The organism is Amycolatopsis sp. PSD-21, assembly GCF_055561455.1.
The window spans coordinates 1,324,342-1,343,358 of sequence record NZ_CM145712.1 but is presented as its reverse complement, the minus strand read 5'-3'; the positions used below and the strand labels follow the sequence as shown (position 1 = coordinate 1,343,358).

General features: G+C 67.7%; 18 protein-coding genes. 7 read left to right on the top strand and 11 right to left on the bottom strand.

Annotation, left to right across the window (positions count from 1 at the left end; translation table 11 throughout):
• Positions 1-8 precede the first annotated feature (8 nt).
• Positions 9-1,013, bottom strand: coding sequence for a YlbL family protein (locus tag ACZ1DY_RS06855; protein ID WP_465485624.1), 1,005 nt, complete (start codon positions 1,011-1,013; stop codon positions 9-11).
• A gap of 203 nt (positions 1,014-1,216) precedes the next feature.
• Here ACZ1DY_RS06855 and ACZ1DY_RS06850 point away from each other — a divergent pair, with 203 nt between their 5' ends.
• Entirely contained in the window at positions 1,217-2,566 is a 1,350-nt protein-coding gene (locus ACZ1DY_RS06850; RefSeq protein WP_126737727.1) for a zinc-dependent metalloprotease, read from the top strand.
• A gap of 6 nt (positions 2,567-2,572) precedes the next feature.
• On the opposite strand, the gene ACZ1DY_RS06845 is transcribed toward ACZ1DY_RS06850, so the two are convergent.
• Complete coding sequence (locus tag ACZ1DY_RS06845) at positions 2,573-3,136, bottom strand: M48 metallopeptidase family protein (protein WP_007033866.1); 564 nt, start codon at positions 3,134-3,136, stop codon at positions 2,573-2,575.
• Positions 3,137-3,299: 163 nt separating this feature from the next.
• On the opposite strand from ACZ1DY_RS06845, the gene ACZ1DY_RS06840 reads away from it, so the two are divergent.
• The 3 genes from ACZ1DY_RS06840 (at position 3,300) to ACZ1DY_RS06830 (ending at position 6,806) form a co-directional block, all read left to right on the top strand.
• Positions 3,300-4,334, top strand: a complete 1,035-nt coding sequence (locus tag ACZ1DY_RS06840) for a hypothetical protein (protein WP_465483896.1) — start codon at positions 3,300-3,302, stop codon at positions 4,332-4,334.
• A 77-nt stretch (positions 4,335-4,411) separates the two neighbouring features.
• On the top strand, positions 4,412-5,752 hold the full coding sequence (locus tag ACZ1DY_RS06835) for an ABC1 kinase family protein (RefSeq protein WP_465483895.1): 1,341 nt from the start codon (positions 4,412-4,414) through the stop codon (positions 5,750-5,752).
• 142 nt (positions 5,753-5,894) lie between these two features.
• Complete coding sequence (locus tag ACZ1DY_RS06830) at positions 5,895-6,806, top strand: hypothetical protein (RefSeq protein WP_457960602.1); 912 nt, start codon at positions 5,895-5,897, stop codon at positions 6,804-6,806.
• Between the two features lie 3 nt (positions 6,807-6,809).
• Here the strand turns inward: ACZ1DY_RS06830 and ACZ1DY_RS06825 are convergent, their stop codons facing one another.
• The 6 genes from ACZ1DY_RS06825 to ACZ1DY_RS06800 form a co-directional block, all read right to left on the bottom strand.
• Positions 6,810-6,992, bottom strand: a complete 183-nt coding sequence (locus ACZ1DY_RS06825; RefSeq protein ID WP_465485623.1) for a hypothetical protein — start codon at positions 6,990-6,992, stop codon at positions 6,810-6,812.
• Positions 6,986-7,855, bottom strand: coding sequence for a class I SAM-dependent methyltransferase (locus ACZ1DY_RS06820; RefSeq protein ID WP_465483894.1), 870 nt, complete (start codon positions 7,853-7,855; stop codon positions 6,986-6,988). Before ACZ1DY_RS06820 ends, ACZ1DY_RS06825 begins: the two co-directional genes overlap by 7 nt.
• Positions 7,856-7,958: 103 nt before the next feature.
• Positions 7,959-8,210, bottom strand: a complete 252-nt coding sequence (locus ACZ1DY_RS06815) for a hypothetical protein (protein ID WP_465483893.1) — start codon at positions 8,208-8,210, stop codon at positions 7,959-7,961.
• Positions 8,207-8,578, bottom strand: a complete 372-nt coding sequence (locus ACZ1DY_RS06810; protein ID WP_465483892.1) for a WhiB family transcriptional regulator — start codon at positions 8,576-8,578, stop codon at positions 8,207-8,209. Before ACZ1DY_RS06810 ends, ACZ1DY_RS06815 begins: the two co-directional genes overlap by 4 nt.
• Positions 8,579-8,745: 167 nt before the next feature.
• Positions 8,746-9,012 carry a hypothetical protein gene (locus ACZ1DY_RS06805; protein WP_126737720.1) on the bottom strand — a complete coding sequence of 89 codons (267 nt, stop codon included), beginning with the start codon at positions 9,010-9,012 and terminating at the stop codon, positions 8,746-8,748.
• A 216-nt stretch (positions 9,013-9,228) separates the two neighbouring features.
• Positions 9,229-11,316 carry an ATP-dependent DNA helicase UvrD2 gene (locus ACZ1DY_RS06800; RefSeq protein ID WP_465483891.1) on the bottom strand — a complete coding sequence of 696 codons (2,088 nt, stop codon included), beginning with the start codon at positions 11,314-11,316 and terminating at the stop codon, positions 9,229-9,231.
• A 63-nt stretch (positions 11,317-11,379) separates the two neighbouring features.
• Between ACZ1DY_RS06800 and ACZ1DY_RS06795 the strand changes: the two genes are divergently transcribed.
• Both ACZ1DY_RS06795 and ACZ1DY_RS06790 read left to right on the top strand, forming a co-directional pair.
• A complete protein-coding gene (locus ACZ1DY_RS06795; RefSeq protein ID WP_192746453.1) occupies positions 11,380-12,108 on the top strand; it encodes a DUF4191 domain-containing protein in 729 nt (242 codons plus the stop codon).
• 106 nt (positions 12,109-12,214) lie between these two features.
• On the top strand, positions 12,215-13,168 hold the full coding sequence (locus ACZ1DY_RS06790; protein WP_465483890.1) for a hypothetical protein: 954 nt from the start codon (positions 12,215-12,217) through the stop codon (positions 13,166-13,168).
• A 57-nt stretch (positions 13,169-13,225) separates the two neighbouring features.
• Here the strand turns inward: ACZ1DY_RS06790 and ACZ1DY_RS06785 are convergent, their stop codons facing one another.
• Entirely contained in the window at positions 13,226-13,711 is a 486-nt protein-coding gene (locus ACZ1DY_RS06785; RefSeq protein WP_185927434.1) for an RDD family protein, read from the bottom strand.
• Between the two features lie 172 nt (positions 13,712-13,883).
• Between ACZ1DY_RS06785 and glnA the strand changes: the two genes are divergently transcribed.
• The gene (gene glnA, locus ACZ1DY_RS06780) at positions 13,884-15,308 is read left to right on the top strand and encodes a type I glutamate--ammonia ligase (protein WP_007033879.1); all 1,425 of its coding nucleotides are present in this window, start codon (positions 13,884-13,886) and stop codon (positions 15,306-15,308) included.
• Between the two features lie 90 nt (positions 15,309-15,398).
• On the opposite strand, the gene ACZ1DY_RS06775 is transcribed toward glnA, so the two are convergent.
• Together ACZ1DY_RS06775 and ACZ1DY_RS06770 are read right to left on the bottom strand one after the other, a co-directional pair.
• Positions 15,399-15,833, bottom strand: a complete 435-nt coding sequence (locus tag ACZ1DY_RS06775; protein WP_126737716.1) for an acyl-CoA thioesterase — start codon at positions 15,831-15,833, stop codon at positions 15,399-15,401.
• A gap of 128 nt (positions 15,834-15,961) precedes the next feature.
• On the bottom strand, positions 15,962-18,934 hold the full coding sequence (locus ACZ1DY_RS06770; RefSeq protein WP_465483889.1) for a bifunctional [glutamine synthetase] adenylyltransferase/[glutamine synthetase]-adenylyl-L-tyrosine phosphorylase: 2,973 nt from the start codon (positions 18,932-18,934) through the stop codon (positions 15,962-15,964).
• Positions 18,935-19,017 lie beyond the last annotated feature (83 nt).

Genomic DNA, 19,017 nt, shown 5'->3' with positions numbered 1-19,017 from the left:
CCCCGCGGTCAGCAGGAGGCGGTCGGCCTACCCGCCTTGAGGTTGTCGAGCTGCGCGATCGCCTCGTCCAGGGTGGACACCTTGATCAGGTTCAGCCCGTCGGGCGCGGCGGTCTTCGCCTCGGCGCAGTTGTGCGCGGGCACGAGGAAGTCGGTGGCGCCGGCCTCTCGAGCGCCGACCACCTTGAACGAGATGCCGCCGATCGCGCCGACGTCACCCTTCTCGGAGATCTCGCCCGTCCCGGCGATATGCCTGCCACCGGCGAGGTCGCCGGGCTCCATCTTGTCGACGATCGCGAGCGCGAACATCAGGCCCGCCGACGGGCCGCCGACGTCCTGCAGCGAGATTTTCACGTCGAAGGGAACGTCGGCACGGTCCACCGCGGTCAGGCCCATGAAGCCTTCCGGCCCATCGGGCCGCTGCGCGAGCGTGAGCGGCACGGTGCGTTCGGCCTGACCATCGGATTTGAAGGTGATCTGGACGGTTTGACCGGGCTTCGTCCCGTTCAGGGCGGCCCGCACCTCGGTCGCCTCGGTGACCGTCTTCCCGTTGACCACCAGAAGCCGGTCGCCGGGAGCGAGCACCTTGTCCGCGGGACTGCCGGAGACGATCGTCTTCGCGAGCACCTTCACCGGGAACTTGCGGCGCAGCGCGGCGACCTGGGCAGCGGTCTGCGAGTCCTGCAGCTGCTGGATGTTCTCCTGCCGAACCTGCTCGTTGGTTTCGCCCGGTTTGAAATATTCCTCGCGCGGCGCCAGCGCGTACCGGCCGCTCGCCCAGAGCCCGAGCGCGTTGAACAGCGTGATACCGCCATCGCGCAGGGAGACCGTCGTCATCCGCAGCTCGCCGGAGGTCTGGAAGACCTCGTGCCCGTTGACCTGGATCACGGACTGCCCGGCGGCGTCCTTGCCGAGCGTGTCGTAAGTCGGCCCGGGGCTGATCGCCACATACGGCACGGGGATGAAGAACCCGACCAGCGCGAAGACGACGAACAGCGCGCCGCTGACCAGCAGCGTCCAGCCGCGCCGGGTCAGCCGCCGTTCGGAGCGGTCCTGGTCACCCGCGGAGCCCGCACGGCTCCGCGCTCCTGTGGTCTCCTCCGAGGGCTCTGTCACGCGTGACAGCGTACGGTGACCGTGTTCGCTTCTCGGTGAAGGCCACGCTCATCACTCCACTTGACGAGCTGTGAAACCCGGGACCCGCGTACGGTGGTGCCATGAGCAAACCCCCGTTCGGCTTCGGACCGCCCGATCCCGACAAACGAGGCGAGAACGAGCCGTCGGACTCCGGCGGCCAGCCCTCCGGCGCCGAGGCCTTCAATCAGCTCGGTCAGATGCTCAGCCAGCTGGGCCAGATGCTCAGCCAGGCCGGCAGCTCGACCGGGCCGGTCAACTATGACCTGGCGAAACAGATCGCGTTGCAGAACCTCAGCAGCAGCGGCAGCACCGACGTCCAGCTCGGCTTTTCGTCGTCCAGCGGTGGCGACTCGAGCACGGCCGTCCGTGACGCCGCCCACCTGGCGGAGCTGTGGCTCGACGCCGCGACGATCCTGCCCGCCGGAGCCACGACCACGGTCGCCTGGTCCGCGCGTAACTGGGTCGAGAAGACCTTGCCCACCTGGCAGCGCCTCTGCGACCCGGTCGCCCAGCAGGTCTCGGGTGCGTGGGTCCAGGCCTTGCCCGAAGAGGCCAAGCAGGCCGCCGGCCCGCTTCTCTCGATGATGGGCCAGATGGGCGGAATGGCCTTCGGCTCCCAGCTCGGTAACGCTCTGGCTCAGTTGGCTTCCGAAGTGCTCACCTCCACCGAGGTCGGTCTCCCGCTCGGCCCCGCGGCCACGTCCGCGCTGCTGCCGGCGAACATCGAGAAGTTCACCGAGGGCCTGGAGCTGCCGACCAGTGAGGTGCTGGTCTTCATCGCCGCGCGCGAGGCCGCCCACCAGCGACTGTTCGCCCACGTCCCCTGGCTCCGGCAGCGGCTCCTGGCCACCGTCGAGGAGTTCGCGAGCGGGATCTCCGTCGACACGTCGGCGCTGGAGCAGCTCGCGGGCCAGATCGACCCGTCGAACCCGGCCAGCATTGAAGAGGCCATGTCCTCCGGCCTTCTCGAGCCGCAGACCTCGCCCGAGCAGAAGGCGGCCCTGAACCGCCTGGAGACCCTGCTCGCGCTGGTCGAAGGCTGGGTCGACGTCGTGGTGGCCGAGGCCATCGGCGACCGGCTTCCGGGCGCGGACGCACTCCGGGAGACGCTGCGCCGCCGCCGGGCCACGGGTGGCCCCGCCGAGCAGACCTTCGCCACCTTGGTCGGGCTGGAGCTCCGGCCCAGGCGGATGCGGGCGGCCTCCTCGCTGTGGAAGCTCGTCGGCGACCAGCACGGCATCGAGAAGCGTGACGGCCTCTGGTCCCACCCGGACCTGATGCCGACCGCCGACGACCTCGACGAGCCGCTCGACTTCTCCGAACGCCTCGGCGACGGCGAGTCGACACTCGAAGGCATCGACCCGATCGCCGAGATCGAGCGCACCGAGCGCGAGAAGAACAAGCCCAAGGGCGACGAAGAAGAGAACTGAGGCACGTCAGTCCTCCGCCGCGATGCCCCATCCGGCGGCGGAGGACAGACCCTCCAGGTAGCCGATGGCGCGTTCGGTCTTCGGGTAACGGCGAACGAGCTCCCAGAAGGCCGCGTTGTGCCCTGGCTCCTTCAAATGCGCGAGTTCGTGCACGAGGACGTAGTCCAGCACCCATGCCGGCACCCGGCGCAGACGATCGCTGACCCTGATCGTCGCGTCGACCGGTGTGCAGGAAGCCCACCTCGTCCTCATCGGCGGCACCCAGCGAACGCTCGCGGGTATCGCCTTTCCGTCCAGATACTTCGCCGAGAGCACGGCGCAGCGTGCCAGCAGCGCCTCGTCCGACGCCTTGGGCGGCGCTGCCTGCCGCGGGCCTTTGCGCAGCAGCTTGCGCTGCATCTCGGCAACCCAGTGCTTCTCCTCGGCCCGGGTCATCCGGGCGGGGATCAGCACGACGAGGGTGTCCTCGTCCCAGTACGCGGTGACGGTCCGGTGGCGGCGTTGGCTGCGCCGTACCTCGACCTTGTGTTCGGGAGTGTCCGACGGATTCGTCGTGTCCCGGCCCCTCAATGAGGGCGTCCGTGCTTCGACCACTCGACCACGGTAAGGCCAGTCACCGACAACTCCGAGAGCCGAAAGGTCACAGCCTCCAGTTGTCCACAACGGGGCCAACCTGTGGATAACTCCCGTTTTTCCGGGCGGGTGGACGGCAGCCAGGTGCGATCCTGCGATCATGAACCTGCGCGAACCGGACCTGCGATCGATCATCCTGCCCGACTTTCCCGCCCTGCTTCCGGGGCTGGATGTGCTGGAACGGGGAAACGGCGAGATCCAGATCGGCCTCGACCCCGCACACGCCGTGGTGATCGCCGGCGTCGCCACCGAGGTGGCCGAAGCACTCCGCGGGCTGGACGGGAAACAGGCCGCGGACGACATCGTGCTCGCGCAGAGCGAACACGACGAACAGCTGCGGGACCTGATGACGGACCTGACGGCCCGAGGTCTCGTGACCGATGCGGGCCAGTCCGATCGGCAGCCGAGACCGAGGGCCGAGACAGGGCTTTGGTCGCTTCGCGCCCGCCACCATCAAACGGCCATGACGGCCCGCCGCAAGCGCACCGCGGTGGCGATCCACGGCGACGGCAGGCTGGCGGTGGCCATCGCCGTCCTGTTCGCCAACGGCGGCGTCGGGCACATCGACGTCCGGGCGTCGGGCACGGTTCTCGAAGCCGACCTGGGCTCGGGCTACACCGAAGCCGAAATCGGCTTGCCACGCCGGGACGCGATGGCGCAGGTCGTGCGCCGCGCCAGGGCGAGCACCGTGACGACGCGGCTCTACTCGGACCGCCGGCCGGAACTCGCCCTGCTCACCGATGCCGTGGTGCCCGCTCCCGAAGTGGTCGACGAACTCGTCCGCGACGGGATCAACCACCTGCCGGTCCGCGTCAGGGACGGGGTCGGGATCGTGGGACCTTTGGTGGTGCCCGGCCGCAGCAGCTGCCTGCGCTGCGCCGACCTGCACCGGGCAGGCCGCGACGATTCCTGGCCGAGGGTGGCGAGCCAGCTCGTCGGCCGGGTGCAGCGAGCCGATCTCGGCTCCGTTCAGGCCTGCGCGGCGCTCGCCGCCGCACAGGCGCTCAGGCTCCTGTCCCCGAGCGATCAGGCGCCGCCCACGTGGAACGCCACGCTGGAGATCGACTTCTTCGACGGCAAGATCCGGCATCGCGACTGGCCGCCGCATACCGCCTGCGGATGCGGTGCTCGTTGATACGGCGAGCGACGTAGCCCACACGCACTCCCTCAACAGGCTGCGCGGGCGCAGTGAATCAAGGCAGAATCGCGAAGGTGACCGACTCCCGCAACGCCGAGGACCGTGAAGCCGCCATCCCCCGCAACGGGGCAGCGCGAACGGCGAAGCTGGCCAGTATCCCGCTCGGCATAGCGGGGCGGGCGGTCGGCGGCTGGGGCAGGCGGCTGACCGGGCAAAGCGCCGACGAGGTCAACGCGACGCTGTCCGCCAAGGCGGCGGAGCAGCTCTTCGAGGTCCTCGGCACGCTCAAGGGCGGCGCGATGAAGTTCGGCCAGGCGCTGAGCGTCTTCGAGGCCGCGGTGCCGGACGAGATGGCGAAGCCCTATCGCGAGGCCCTGACGAAGCTTCAGGCCGCCGCGCCGCCCATGCCCACCCGGCAGACCCATCGGGTCCTCGCCGAGCAGCTGGGGCGCACCTGGCAGCAACGGTTCGCGGCCTTCGACGACGAGCCTGCCGCTTCCGCGAGCATCGGCCAGGTCCACCGCGCGACCTGGCACGACGGCCGCGAAGTCGCCGTCAAGGTGCAATATCCCGGAGCCGACGACGCCTTGCGGAGCGATCTCCGGCAGCTCCAGCGTTTCAGCAGGTTGTTCCAGGCGTTCGTGCCGGGGACCGAGGTGAAGCCGCTCCTGGCGGAGCTCGCCGAGCGGATGAACGAAGAGCTCGACTACCAGGCCGAAGCGCAGAACCAGCGTGCTTTCGTCAAGGCGTTCGAGGGCGTGCCCGGGTTCCTGATCCCCCGCGTGGTCGCCAGCGCGCCGAAGGTCGTCGTCACCGAGTGGGCCACCGGCACCCCGCTGTCGAAGATCATCGCCGGCGGCGACAAGGAGACCCGAGACCGCGCCGGCCGCCTGCTCACCGAATTCCACTACTCGTCGCCGGAACGAGCCCGGCTCCTGCATTCGGACCCGCATCCGGGCAATTTCATGCTGACCGACGACGGCAGGCTGTGCGTCATCGACTTCGGCGGGGTGTCCCGGCTGCCCGAGGGGATCCCGCAGCACCTCGGCGAGATGACCAGGCTGGCACTCGACGGCGAGTCCGCGAAGCTGATGCGGCTGCTCAGGGAGTCCGGCTTCATCCGGGGCGACGCGGATCTGCGGGCCGACGACGTGCTCGCGTACCTGGCACCGTTCACCGAACCGCTGGCGGGCGACACGTTCCACTTCACCCGCCGCTGGATGCAACGCCAGGCTGGCCGGGTCGGCGACACCCGCGGCCGCGACTTCCGGATCGGGCGTTCCCTCAACCTGCCGCCCGAGTACCTGATGATCCACCGGGTGACCGCCGGATCGACCGGCATCCTCTGCCAGCTCGACGCCGAGATCCCCGCCCGCGCGATCGTCGAACGGTGGCAGCCGGGCTTCGCGGCCTGAGAAGTTATCCACAGGGAACGGTGCGACTGAGCCGAAAACGGGTCCGCCGGGGCGAGTTGTCCACAAGTTGGCGGAAGTGGTTCCACCCGGTCGGCCCAGCGGCCATCCTCGAATCATGACCACTACACGAAGCGCCCGACTCATGGCGCTCAGTAACACCAGCGAATCCGGGATCATCACCAGCCGCGAGCTGCGGCAGGCGGGCGTCACCGCGCGCTACGCCGCGAAGCTCTGCGGCCCGGGCGGTCCTTGGCGAAGGCTGATGCCGGGCGTCATCCTGTTGCGCGACTCCGCGCCCACCCGGCTTCAGCTGCTGCAAGCCGCTGTCGCGCGGTTCGGGCCGGAGGTCGTCGTGACAGGCGCCGACGCGCTACGCGCACGAGGTGTCGGCTGCCCGCTGACACGGGAGGTACATCTCCTCGTCCCCGACTACCGGCGCGTGCCGGCGGAACCGGGCATGCTGCCGCGAAGAACCACGCGGATGCCGTCGCCGACCATGATCGACGGCGTCCCGTTCGCCCCAGCGGCCCGGGCGGCGCTCGATCTCGCCCGGCTGGAGCTCGACCCCATGCGAATCGACGAGCTGATCTCGCTGCCGCTGTATTGGGGGCTGTGCACGCTCGACGAACTCAGCGAGGAGCTCGATTCCGGTAACCGGCGAGGTTCGGCCGCGGTACGCGCGGCTCTGCGACGCGTCGATCCCGAAGAGACGTACGCGCATGGGCTGGCGAAGAAGGTCCTCAGCGGCTGCCCGCTGCCCTCGCCGTCGTGGAACACGACGCTCTGCGACAGACGAGGGCGCCCCATCGGCACCGCCGACGCCTGGTGGGACGACATCGGCATGGCGTGGCAATTCCGGCCCCCGAAACAGGGTGCGGCGAATTTTCACCCGCTAGCGCTGACCGCGACGGGGACCGTGCTGGTCCGCTGCACCATCGACCAGCTGAAGAAGGCTCCGCTGGAAGTCGCGGCAGAGCTCGTCAGGGCGTTCGGCGAAGCGACGCGGACGCCGAGACCGAAGGTCCGCACGATCGGCCGGATCGACGCCGCCTGAGGTTCACCAGTACTCGTCCGGCAGCTTTCCTTCGATGTCACGGGTGTGGCGGCGAGCGCAGGCGGGGCACATCCAGCGCACGACGTTCTTCTCGCGGGTGGCAACCCAGGCGAGTGTCTGCGCGGGCTCCTCGTCGCCACCGCGGATCCGGCCGCACAACGAGCAAGTGACCTGCTCACTCACGATCGCCGTCCACAATGGATGGTCTTCGCCCCTTGGAGGAACAGATCCCGGCGAGCGCCCAGGAAGGCCGGGTTCGCCGGATCCACCAGCGCGCCCGCGGTCTCGTGGTCGTCATCGCCGAGCCGGTCGCCCGCGACCTCGTTGAGCCAGGTCACCCGCTCGATGACGAACTCGCGCAGCAGCTCCGGGCCGGGCGCCGGGTGGTGGATGAGCACCCCGAAGGAATCGACGTCGACGAGGCCGGCTCGCTGCAGCGCGATGTTCCAGCCGTAGGGCATGGAAACCGAGCCGGGGATTCCTGCCCGCATCTCGGCGAACCACTCGCCGCGCGCGGCGAGCAGCCGCTCCTCGAGCCCGGGGCGGCCGATGCCGAGATCCCACGGGAGGCAGTTGAAGTCCAGGCCACCCTCTGAGATGGCGACCAGCCCGCCGGGGCGGGCGAGCCGGGCCAGGGTGTCGATGGCCGCCTGCTGATCGGGCAGGTGGTGGACCACGCGGGAAGCCCAGACCAGATCGGCGGCGGGGAGCTTGGCGGGCAACCCCTCGTCGGCCACGTCTGCGTGGATCGTCTCGACGACGGCTTTCTCCCCAGCAGCCGCGCTGACGACTCGGTGCGCTTCGGCGAGTAGCTGTTCGGTCGCGTCGACCAGCACGATCTTGGCGCCGGCGGCGGAGAGCTCCTCGGCGAAGAGCACGCTCATCCCGCCCGCGCCGCAGCCGACGTCGAGGATGGTCAGCCCGTCCGGCATCCCCTCCAGCAGCCGCCGAGCCGCCGACCGCATTGGCACGGCGTCAAGTGCTTCGGCCATGCGAAGCGAGCGAAGCCGATCAGACCAGTCGATGTCGTCATGCGTGTGTACGGCCATTCCTCAAGTGAACACCACGCCGAGCCGCGCCACGTCCCAAAAGGGAGCGGGGGACCTTTGCTATCGCGGCGCGATAGCAAAGGTCCCCCGCTCCCCTGAGTGGTCAGGCCTGGAAACGCTCAGCTCGCCGGGTCGCCCACCGGGCGACCTTGGTCCACCTGCGCGCGGCGCGTGGACCGCTCCGAGCCCGCTGCGCGCGGACTCCCTCCTCGAGGTCTCGTATTCGGGCCCTGGACAGTTCTTCATAAAGCAACATTTCGCTGGTCTCCTCGACCTTGATCTCGTTCAATTCGGTCGGCGCGTGAGTTCCCGTCCGCGCCTCGTAATCCCTGGTGGTGACGAGTTCGACGGTCATGCCGCGGCGCTCCGCTCGACCTTGCGAGCCTCGGCGGCGGGCTCGACGACCGCGTTCTTACGGGGACGGCCACGGGGCCGCTTCCGCGCGACGACGACGCCGCGCTCGAAGATTTCGCCACCCCAGACACCCCACGGCTCACGCCGCGAAAGGGCGCCCGCGAGGCAGGCGGAACGGACCGGGCAGTCCGCGCAGAACGCCTTCGCTCGCTCGAGTTCTGCCGGCGACTCGGCGAACCACAGGTCCGCGTCGCCCGAACGGCAGGGAAGCATCGACTCGGGCGAGTCGATGGCGTCGAGCAGGTCGACGACGCCTGCGTCGGCGAAGGGCAGGGCCTCCCCCGGCGCGAAAGCTATGGCCGATGACATAAGTGCACTCCTCTGTGCCGTAACGGATTTCGTACTCACGGTGGAACTGGACAACGCTGAACCCCAATTAGGTTGTGCAGCCAACTTGTTTGTGCAGCAAAAAACACGAAGGCCGCGGATCCGGTAACCGGTTCCGCGGCCTTCGTGAGCCTCTGGTCCTGACTAGGTCAGGAACTTCGCTCCCGTTCGGACAACGGAACACGGAACTGCTTGATGACCGGCAGATCGACGCCACCGTTCACGTACGCCCCACCGAAGGCGGCAGCGTGCGTGAAGGTCTCGTCGGCGGTGACCCAGCGCCGGTTGAGACGCTGAGTGCCGCGGGCGGCAAGGATGCTCACGGGCATGAAGGTGCCCTGGCGCTGTGCCTGCGGGACTTCCGCGACGCAGGACAGACGGGTGCCAGGGTTCGTGAGCTTCATGTTGATCCTCATTTCACTGACACCACCTTTCTCTGTCGCGCGCGAGCCGCCCTGCGGTCTACGCTGTGTTGTAGATGTTCTTCCCCAGGCCGGGCGCTTCCCGCCCGGTACCTGCAGGTTATTGCCCCCGGCCGCACCGGGGCAACTTATTTTCCAGAAAATCCGTCGAAGTTGCGAAGATCGGCTCTGAGCAGCAGGTTCGCCGCGTGGATCAAGCCTGGGACGCGGTCAAGTCTCCACCGAGGCCCGCACGACGTCGAGAACCTCCGCGCCGAAGCGTTCGAGCTTCGTCGCTCCGATCCCGGAGATGGCACACAACGCCGTGTCATCGGTAGGCCGCTGCTCGGCGATGGCGACGAGCGTCGCGTCCGTGAAAACGACGAAGGCCGGCACCTTGAGCTCGCGCGAGCGCTCACCTCGCCAGGATTTCAGCTTCTCGAGCAGCTGCTCGTCCACGTTGGACGGGCAGCGGGAACACCGGCCGAGCTTGATGTCCAGTGTCTCCAGCAGCGGTCCGCCGCACACGCGGCACCGTGCCTTGTTGCCAGACTGCTTCGGCTGCTGCGATCGGGCGACCCTCGCCGCCGGGTGATCTTCGGGGATGAGGCCGTAGAGGAACCTGCTGCGTCGCCGATTACGGCGATTTCCCGACGTTCTGGCCAAGGCCCACGACAGCGAGAGATGCACTCGAGCACGTGTGACGCCGACATAGAAGAGGCGGCGTTCTTCCTCGATGGCGGCGTCGTCGCCGTCGGCGTGGAGGATCGGCATGGTCCCCTCGGCGAGTCCCACGAGGAACACGGCATCCCATTCGAGACCTTTCGCCGCGTGAAGCGAGGCCAGGGTGATGCCCTCCACCGTCGGTGGATGCTGCGCTGTCGCTCGCTGTTCGAGCTCCGCCACGAATCGAGGAAGATCGGCGTCTTCGACCGTGGAAGCCAGTTCCTCCGCCAACTCGACGATCGAGAGAAGCGCGTCCCACCGCTCTTTCGCCGCGCCTCCGGCAGGAGGCTGGTCGGTGAGCCCCACTTTCGCGAGGACCGAGCGGACACGGGTCACCAGCTCGCCGGTGTAAGCGTCGGTCGACGCCATCCGCAGCGCGGACATGGCCTGCCGGACCTCGGCCCTGGCGAAGAACCGCTCGCCGCCGCGGACCAGGTACGGAATGCCCATCTCCGCCAGAGCCTGCTCGTAGGCCTCAGACTGGGCGTTGACGCGGTAAAGCACCGCGATCTCGCTAGCCGCGACTCCGCTGTCGAGCAGATCACGAATTCTGCGCGCGACAGCCGCGGCCTCGGCGGTCTCGTCGTCATACTCCGCGAACCGCGGGGCCGGCCCGGACGGACGTTGGCCGATCAGCTTCAACCTCGACCCCGCAGGACGGCCGCGCGCGGCCCCGATCACTTGATTGGCGAGAGCCACGACTTCCGGCGTCGACCGGTAGTCCCGTTCGAGCCGCACGACCGTCGCCTCGGGGAACCTCCGCGTGAACTCCAGGAGCGGCCGGGGAGAAGCACCACCGAACGAATAGATGGTCTGATTCGCGTCGCCGACGACGGTCAAATCGTCACGGCCGCCGAGCCAGGCGTCGAGCAACCGCTGCTGCAGCGGGGTGACGTCCTGATACTCGTCGACGACGAAGCAGCGATACCGCTCACGGAACTCCTGGGCCACCACCGTGTGCTCTTCGAGGACGGCCGTGGTGTGCAGGAGCAGGTCGTCGAAGTCGAGGACCTGCGCGGCGTTCTTGACCTTCTCGTAGTTGCGGTAGACCTCCGCGACCTGCGAGGCGGGCGCCGGTGTGTCCCGCTGTGTCCGTGCGGCTACCGCGGGATAGTCGTCCGGCGATACCAAAGAGGCCTTGCTCCACTCGATCTCACTGGCGAGGTCGCGCAGCAGTTCCGTCTCAGTGCCGAGGCCGGCCTTGTTGGCGGCTTGGCTGATGTAGCGGAACTTGTTCTCGAGCAGCTCCCAAGGCCGGTCCCCGACGACCTGAGGCCAGAAATATCGCAACTGGCGGCGGGCGGCGGCGTGGAACGTGAGCGCCTGGGCGGCGTCCACACCCAACCCCCGGAGACGCGTGCGCATCTCCCCCGCGGCGCGGGTCGTGAAGGTGACGGCGAGGACCTGACCAGCGGCGACGTGGCCGGAACGGACCAGGTGAGCGATGCGATGGGTGATCGTCCGGGTCTTGCCGGTCCCTGCTCCCGCAAGGACGCAGACCGGCCCCCTCGGCGCGCAGGCGGCGGCGCGTTGCTCGGGATCGAGCCCATCGAGCAGGCCTGGACGACTCTTCGGGGACGATGCGCTAACCACGTCCCGATCCTCGCAGAGTGCCCGCCGGGTTCGGCGCAGGGCACGCAGCCGTATCCTGGTCACATGGCGGGAAAGCAGGACAAGGAAGCAGCGAAGCTGGCCAAGAAGGAGAAGCGTGCCGCGAGCAAGGCTCGCCGCGGGCAGATCTTCGAAGCCTTCAAGATGCAGCGCAAGGAAGACAAGGCGCTCATCCCCTGGATGGTCGGATCGCTCCTGGTCATCACCGGTGTCGTGTTCGGCATCGGGTTCATCTTCGACGTCCACTGGGTCTTGCTGCCGCTGGGCATCCTGCTCGGTGCGCTCGCCGCTGTGATCATCTTCGGCAGGCGGGTCCAGAAGACCGTGTACTCGAAGGCCGACGGGCAGCCGGGCGCCGCGGCGTGGGCGCTGGAGAACATGCGAGGCCGCTGGAAGGTGACGCCGACCGTGGCGGCCACCACCCAGCTCGACGCCGTGCACCGAGTTCTCGGTGGTCCGGGTGTCGTGCTCGTCGCCGAGGGTGCGCCGCACCGTGTGAAGTCCCTGCTCGCGCAGGAGAAGAAGCGCGTGTCCCGCTTGATCGGTGAGACACCGATCTACAACGTGATCATCGGCAACGAAGACCAGCAGGTGCCGCTGAAGAAGCTTCAGAGCCACCTGATGAAGCTGCCGCGCAATCTCAAGCCCGCCCAGGTCGACGCGCTGGAAGCGAAGCTGGCCGCACTCGGCAGCCGCGGCGCCGCCATGCCGAAGGGCCCGATGCCCGCCGGCGCGAAGATGCGCAACGTCCAGCGCACCATCCGTCGCCGCTGACGAAACGAGGATCAGGGGTCCTTTGCTACCCGCCGCGTGCGGTAGCAAAGGACCCCTGATTCGTCTCCGGGCGAAAATTGTCGGTGGGTGGTCGCATGATCACTGTGTGAATGAAACCTCGAGCGCCCGGCAGAAGGCGCTGGCAGCGATGTTCCCGGACGGTGTGGCCGCCCGGGCGAAACTTGTCGCCCTCGGGCACTCTCACTCCTCGATCTCGCGCCGTTGCCGCGAGGGCGGCCCGTGGCGCCGTCCGATCCCCGGCGTCATCCTCCTGACCAATGCCACGCCGACCAGGCACCAGCTCTTGAAGGTCGCGCTGACTCACGCGGGGCCGGAGGCGATGCTCACCGGAGTACAGGCCGCCAGGTTGTACGGGGTTCGAAGACTCCCGCCGGAAAGACGGGCGCACACCCTGATCCCTCACCGGAGCAAGGTCGCCACCTGGGGGTTCGCGGTCGTAGAACGAACGATCCACCTACCGGAGCCGGTGGAGATCGATGGGTTGCCTGTCGCTCCTCTAGCCCGAGCCCTCATCGACGCGGCTCGGCGTATGGACGAACTCAAGTCGGTGCGGGCGATGATCCACGACGCGGTCCATCGTGGGCTCTGCACTCCAGAGGAACTTTGCGACGAGTTGGCCCAGGCCAGCACGATCGGCTCCGCGCTCCCCCGAACAGTCGTCAACGCACTCCAGGACGGCGTCGACTCCGCCGTCGAGCAATGGCTGAAATCTGCAGTCGAGCGCAGCGGCTTGCCCCAGCCCGTGTGGAAGGCAGAGCTACGGACTCCCGACGGAGTGGTTGTCGGAATCGCCGATGCCTGGTGGCCGCAGGTCGGCGTCGCACTGCAAGTCCGCTATGACGAGGTCGCTCTCGGACCGGACACGGTGTCGGAAATGCCGGCTCTCGTCGCTCCGGGCCTCATCGTCGTACAGGTGAGTCCGGGACGGTTACGTGACGAGCCGCTGGTGGTGATCCAAGACCTGCGAGCAGCCCACCGCCGTGCCCGACAACGACCGCCTCCAGATCTCGGGAGCGTCCCTGCGGCTCCGGCTGCCTAGCCGCTACCGGTCCGGCTTCCGGCGAGAGCAAAGGTCCCTTGCTCCCTCCACCCGCGGTCATCGCATGCGGATTACAACGGTTCCGGTCAGCCGGTCGAGCCAGCTTCGTCCGTCGATGTTGCGGATCGCGGCTGGAATGATCACGAAGGTCAGCGCCCCTCGCACGACGGCACGCCACACACCGACCATTTGCGCGCCGTCGAGCCTGGCGACGCGGATTCCGACCACTGCCATACCGGGGGTGAACCCGAAGAAGGCCGCGGGAATGACCGTGATCGCCGCCCAGACGCCGACCGACCAGAGGTTGAAGGTCTGCATGACGGCCGGGTCCTGAAGGCTGGGCGTCACGAAGAGGGCGGTGACCAGCGAGGCGAGGACCAGGTCGATGAGCAGCCCGAGAAGGCGCGCGCCGCCGCCCGCTACCGAGCCGACACCCGACTGGGGCAAGCCGAGTCGCTCACCACGCCACCGCTGCGTACCCTCGCCACCGGCCGTCGTCTCATCGCCGGCTCCGGGCAGCCATTCTCCGGTCCATCTCGCCACCCATCCAGGGTATGCCGGTGGCGCGGGCCACATTCGCCCTGGTCGACTACCCGATATCGCCGCCCCGTTAACACCGGCGAAACATACGGGTGACGGTCGGGCAACACCGCGCTCTTAGCGTGAGCCGAAGAGAGTACTGCCGCCGGCAACGAACGAGAAGGAGTCACCGAGGGTGCCCACTACTCCAGACGACATTCAGCGCCTTATCGCCGACGAGAACGTAGAGGTCGTCGACGTCAGGTTCTGCGACCTGCCCGGCGTTATGCAGCACTTCACCGTTCCGGCGAAGGCGTTCAACGAAGAAGCCTACGAAGAAGGCCTCGCCTTTGACGGCTCCTCGGTGCGTGGTTTCCAGTCGATCCACGAATCCGACATGCTGCTCCTCCCGGACCCCGAGACTGCGCGTATCGACCCGTTCCGCAAGGCGAAGACGCTCTCGCTGAACTTCTTCGTGCACGACCCGTTCACCCGTGAGGCGTACAGCCGCGACCCGCGCAACATCGCGCGCAAGGCCGAGCAGTACATCTCCGAGTACGGCGTCGCGGACAACGTGTTCTTCGGCCCCGAGGCCGAGTTCTACATCTTCGACTCGATCCGGTTCGACTCGGCCGAGCACGCCTCGTTCCACGAGATCGACTCCGTCGAGGGTTGGTGGAACACCGGTGCCGACGTGCCGGGCGGCAACCAGGGTTACAAGACGAAGTTCAAGGGCGGCTACTTCCCCGTCCCGCCGGTCGACCACTTCGCCGACCTGCGCGACGAGATCGTCCGTAACCTGCAGGGCTCCGGTTTCGAGATCGAGCGCGCGCACCACGAGGTGGGCACCGCCGGACAGACCGAGATCAACTACAAGTTCAACACGCTGCTGCACGCTGCGGATGACCTGCAGTTGTTCAAGTACATCGTGAAGAACACCGTGTTCGCCGCCGGCAAGACCGCGACCTTCATGCCGAAGCCGCTCGCCGGTGACAACGGCTCGGGCATGCACTGCCACCAGTCGCTGTGGAAGGACGGCACGCCGCTGTTCCACGACGAGTCGGGATACGCGGGTCTGTCCGACACCGCCCGCCATTACATCGGCGGTCTGCTCAAGCACGCACCGAGCCTGCTGGCCTTCACCAACCCGACCGTCAACTCGTACCACCGGCTCGTGCCGGGCTTCGAGGCCCCGGTCAGCCTGGTGTACTCGCAGCGGAACCGGTCGGCTTGTGTCCGTATCCCCATCACGGGCAACAACCCGAAGGCCAAGCGCGCCGAGTTCCGGTGCCCGGACTCGTCCGGCAACCCGTACCTCGCGTTCTCGGCGATGATGATGGCCGGTCTCGATGGCATCAAGAACAAGATCGAGCCGCCGGAGCCCATCGACAAGGACCTCTACGAGCTTCCGCCGGAGGAGGCCCAGAACGTCAAGCTCGTCCCGGGCGACCTCGGTGCGGTTCTCGACACGCTGGAAGCCGACCACGACTACCTGCTCGAGGGTGGCGTGTTCACTCCCGACGTGATCGAAACGTGGATCTCCTACAAGCGTGAGAACGAGATCGACCCGCTGCGGCTGCGTCCGCACCCGTACGAGTTCTCTCTGTACTACGACGTGTGATCGTGCGGTAGGAAACACCAAGAGCACGCCGGTGGTGAGGTGCGGAATCGCCCTCACCACCGGCGTTTCTTGTTGGGCTAAGCAGTACAGCTACTCCGAGGTGGAAAGAACCTTCAGGTCGACGCCCGCCCGCTCGATCCGGCCACGCGGGTCGTCCACCAGTTTGCGTCGCTCGAGATCCATCAACCCCAGCGTGCACGTGATCTCCGCCGAGAGGGTGCCGTCGAGCTTGTAGATGTTCGAGTCCATGTGGAAGGTCTTGCCGGTGCCGAATTTGGCGTCGCAGGTCACGTCGACGACATCGCCTGCCCGAAGCTCGCGCCGGAAGACGATGTGGGATTCGAGCAGCACGAAGGCAAGATTCGCATCACGCATACCCGCGTTGAGGCCGCCGGCGAGTTCCATCAGCTCAAGTCTGGAGACCTCGCCATACGAGTGGTAAACCGCATGGTTGAGGTGGCCGAGGGTGTCCAGCTCGTAATGACGCACCTTGATCCGGGTACGAAATGGCTCGCGCACAGTCACCGGTCCACTGTAAGCGCCACCCACCATCCGCGATGCCGAGTGTGAGCAAGGGACCTTTGCTACCGCCTCGTCCGCTCACGGCAAGCGGTAGCAAAGGTCCCTTGCTCCCTTACCGCAGGTCAGAGCTGTCAGCCTTGGTAGAAAAGGGTCTCCACGACCGCATGGGCACGTCGCGTCGTCCGCCGGTAGGCGTCGAGGAATTCGCCTGGATCATCATCGGCCGAGTAGCCGAGCACTCGCGCGACCGCGGCGAGGTCGCGACCGGAGCTGGGAATTTCGTCGACCGCCTTACCGCGGACCAGCATCCCGGCGTTCCGGACGCGCGTCGCCAGCAGCCAGGCCTCGGTAAGCGACTCGATCTCGGCGGGCTCGGCGAGCCCCGCCTCCGCCGCGGCCTTCAGGGCCTCGATGGTCGAAGTGGTCCTGAGCCCCTCGACCTCATGCCCGTGACGCAGCTGCATGAGCTGCACGGTCCACTCCACGTCGGCGAGCCCTCCGCGACCGAGTTTCGTGTGCCGGGTCGGGTCGGCGCCCTTGGGCATCCGTTCCGTTTCCACACGCGCCTTGATCCGCCGGATCTCCCGCACGCGAACCGCATCGAGGCCCGCCTGCGGATAGCGAATGGGGTCGATCATCTCGATGAACCGTGCACCGAGGTCGTCGTCACCGGCGATGAACCGAGCGCGGAGCAGCGCCTGCGATTCCCAGACCTCCGCCCACCGCCCGTAGTAGCTGCGGTAGGACTCGAGGGTTCGCACCAACGGACCGCTCCGCCCCTCCGGCCGGAGATCGGCGTCGACGACCAGTGCCGGGTCGGGGCTGGGGGCACCGAGGATCTTGCGGACCGTCTCGGCGACGGAGGAGGCGAACTTCGCTGCTTCGGAGTCCGACACACCCTCGGCGGGCTCGCACACGAAAAGAACGTCCGCGTCGGATCCATAGCCGAGTTCGGCCCCGCCCAACCGCCCCATACCGATGACGGCGATCTTCGCGGGGGTCTGGCCGAGCTCGGCCTGGCGCTGGCGAAAAGCAGCCGCCAAGGCACCTTGCAGCACGGCGACCCACACACTGGACAGCGCCTCGCACACTGCCGGGACGTCGAGCAACCCCAGCAAATCCGCCGACGCGATCCGGAGCATTTCGTGCCGGCGCAACGATCTCGCAGCCGCGACCGCCGCGTTCAAACCCGGCTGACGCCGCACGGCGGCTCTCAGTGAAGTGGCCACTTCCGCCGGGGTACGGCCTGCCAGCCGCGCCGGATCACCGAGCAATTGCAGTACTTCCGGCGCTCGAGCCAGCAGGTCGGGAACCAGACGTGACGTGCCGAGCAGGAACGCGAGCCGCTCGACGACGGCACCCTCGTCCCGAAGCACCCGGAGATACCAGGGCGTCGCCTCGAGCGCTTCCGAGACCTTCCGGTAGGACAGAAGTCCGCGGTCAGGGTCCGGGGTGTCGGCCAGAAGGTCCAACAGGACCGGCAGCAGAGCTTGCTGGATGGCCGCCCGGCGCGACATTCCCGCGGTCAGTGCCTTGATGTGTTGCAAGGCCCCGTCCGGCGCGGCGTAGCCGAGCGCGGAGAGGCGGCTCTCGGCCTGTTTCGTGGTCAGCCGTAGCGCTTCCGTCGGCACGTTCGCGACCGATTGCAGCAGCGGCCGGTAGAAGAGTTTCTCGTGAAGACGCCGGATGCTCTGCAGATGGCGGCGGAACTCCGCCACCAGCACGTCCCCTTCACTTCTGCCTCGGGCCGGCCGCACGCCGCTCGCTCTCGCGATCGTTCGCAGCTCGCTGACGTCCGAAGCGGCAGGGAACAAATGCGTACGCCGGAGCCGGCGAAGCTGGAGCCTGTGCTCGATAGTCCGGAGGAACTCGTAGGAAGATGCGAGCTCCGCAGCGTCCTTCCGGCCGACGTACCCGCCGTCCCCCAGGGCAGCGAGCGCGTCCATCGTGGACGGGGAACGCAGCTCGGCGTCGATCCGGCCGTGGACCAGTTGCAGCAATTGCACGGCGAACTCGACGTCGCGAAGGCCGCCGCGCCCCAGTTTGAGCTCCCGTTCGGCGTGCGCGGACGGCACATGGCCTTCGACGCGGCGCCGCATCTTCTGGACCTCGGGAACGAAATTCTCCCGATCGGCCGCAGCCCACACCTTCGGTGCGACCATCTCCGCGTACTGCCGTCCGAGCTCGGCGTCGCCTGCGACCGGCCGCGCTTTGAGCAATGCCTGGAACTCCCAGGTCTTGGCCCACTTCTGATAGTAGGCGGCATGGCCATCGAGGGTTCTGACCAAGGCGCCCGCCTTGCCCTCCGGGCGCAACGCCGCGTCGACCTCGAAGCATGCCTTGCCGACCACACGCATCATCGTGCTCGCCAGTCTCGTGGAGACCGAAAGATCTCCATCCCCGACGAAGATGACATCCACGTCGCTCACATAGTTCAGCTCACGACCGCCGCATTTGCCCATCGCGATCACGGACAGGTGGCCTTCGGCAGCGGCACCCACCTCGGCCTCCGCGACCAGCAACCCAACCGTCAGCGCGGCCTCTGCCAGCGTCGTGAGCTGGGCTCCGATCTCGGCATAAGGCGGCTGGCGGAGACCAGGTTCGACGAGATGCCCGAGGTCGGCCGCAGCTATTCCGAGCAGCAGTTCGCGGTAACCGATGCGAAGAGCCTGCTCCGACTCGAGCCCTGTGATTAGCTCGCCGTCCGGTCGCAGATGGGCGAGAAGACTGTTCACATACTGATCCGGGGCGATGTTCTTCTCGCCCTGGAGGGTCTTCCAGCAGTCGGTGTTCGCGACCAGGAAGTCCGCGAGCGCGCTCGAAGTGCCAAGAACACCGAGCAACCGGCCTCGGAAGGTCCGGTTGGTGCGGAGCGCCTGGTCGAGCTCATTCCAGGTACCAGGGTCGGCTTCCCGGATCCGGTCCAGTCCGCTCAGGGCGAGGTCGGGATCCGCCGCACGGGAAAGTGCCGACATGACGTCGGCGGCGGAGCCGTCCGGGCCGGATTCAGTCCACCAGCCGGCAGCACGCAGCTGCCCGTCGGCTCGGGGGTCGGTGAAGCCGTATCTCGCCACGGAAGCGGTCGGCCTGGCGCGCTCAACCATCGGGTTCCACCGTAGTCGCCCTTCCGCCCAAGGCCAGACGGACGCGCAAGGGAGCAAGGGACCTTTGCTACCGCGTGAGGCCG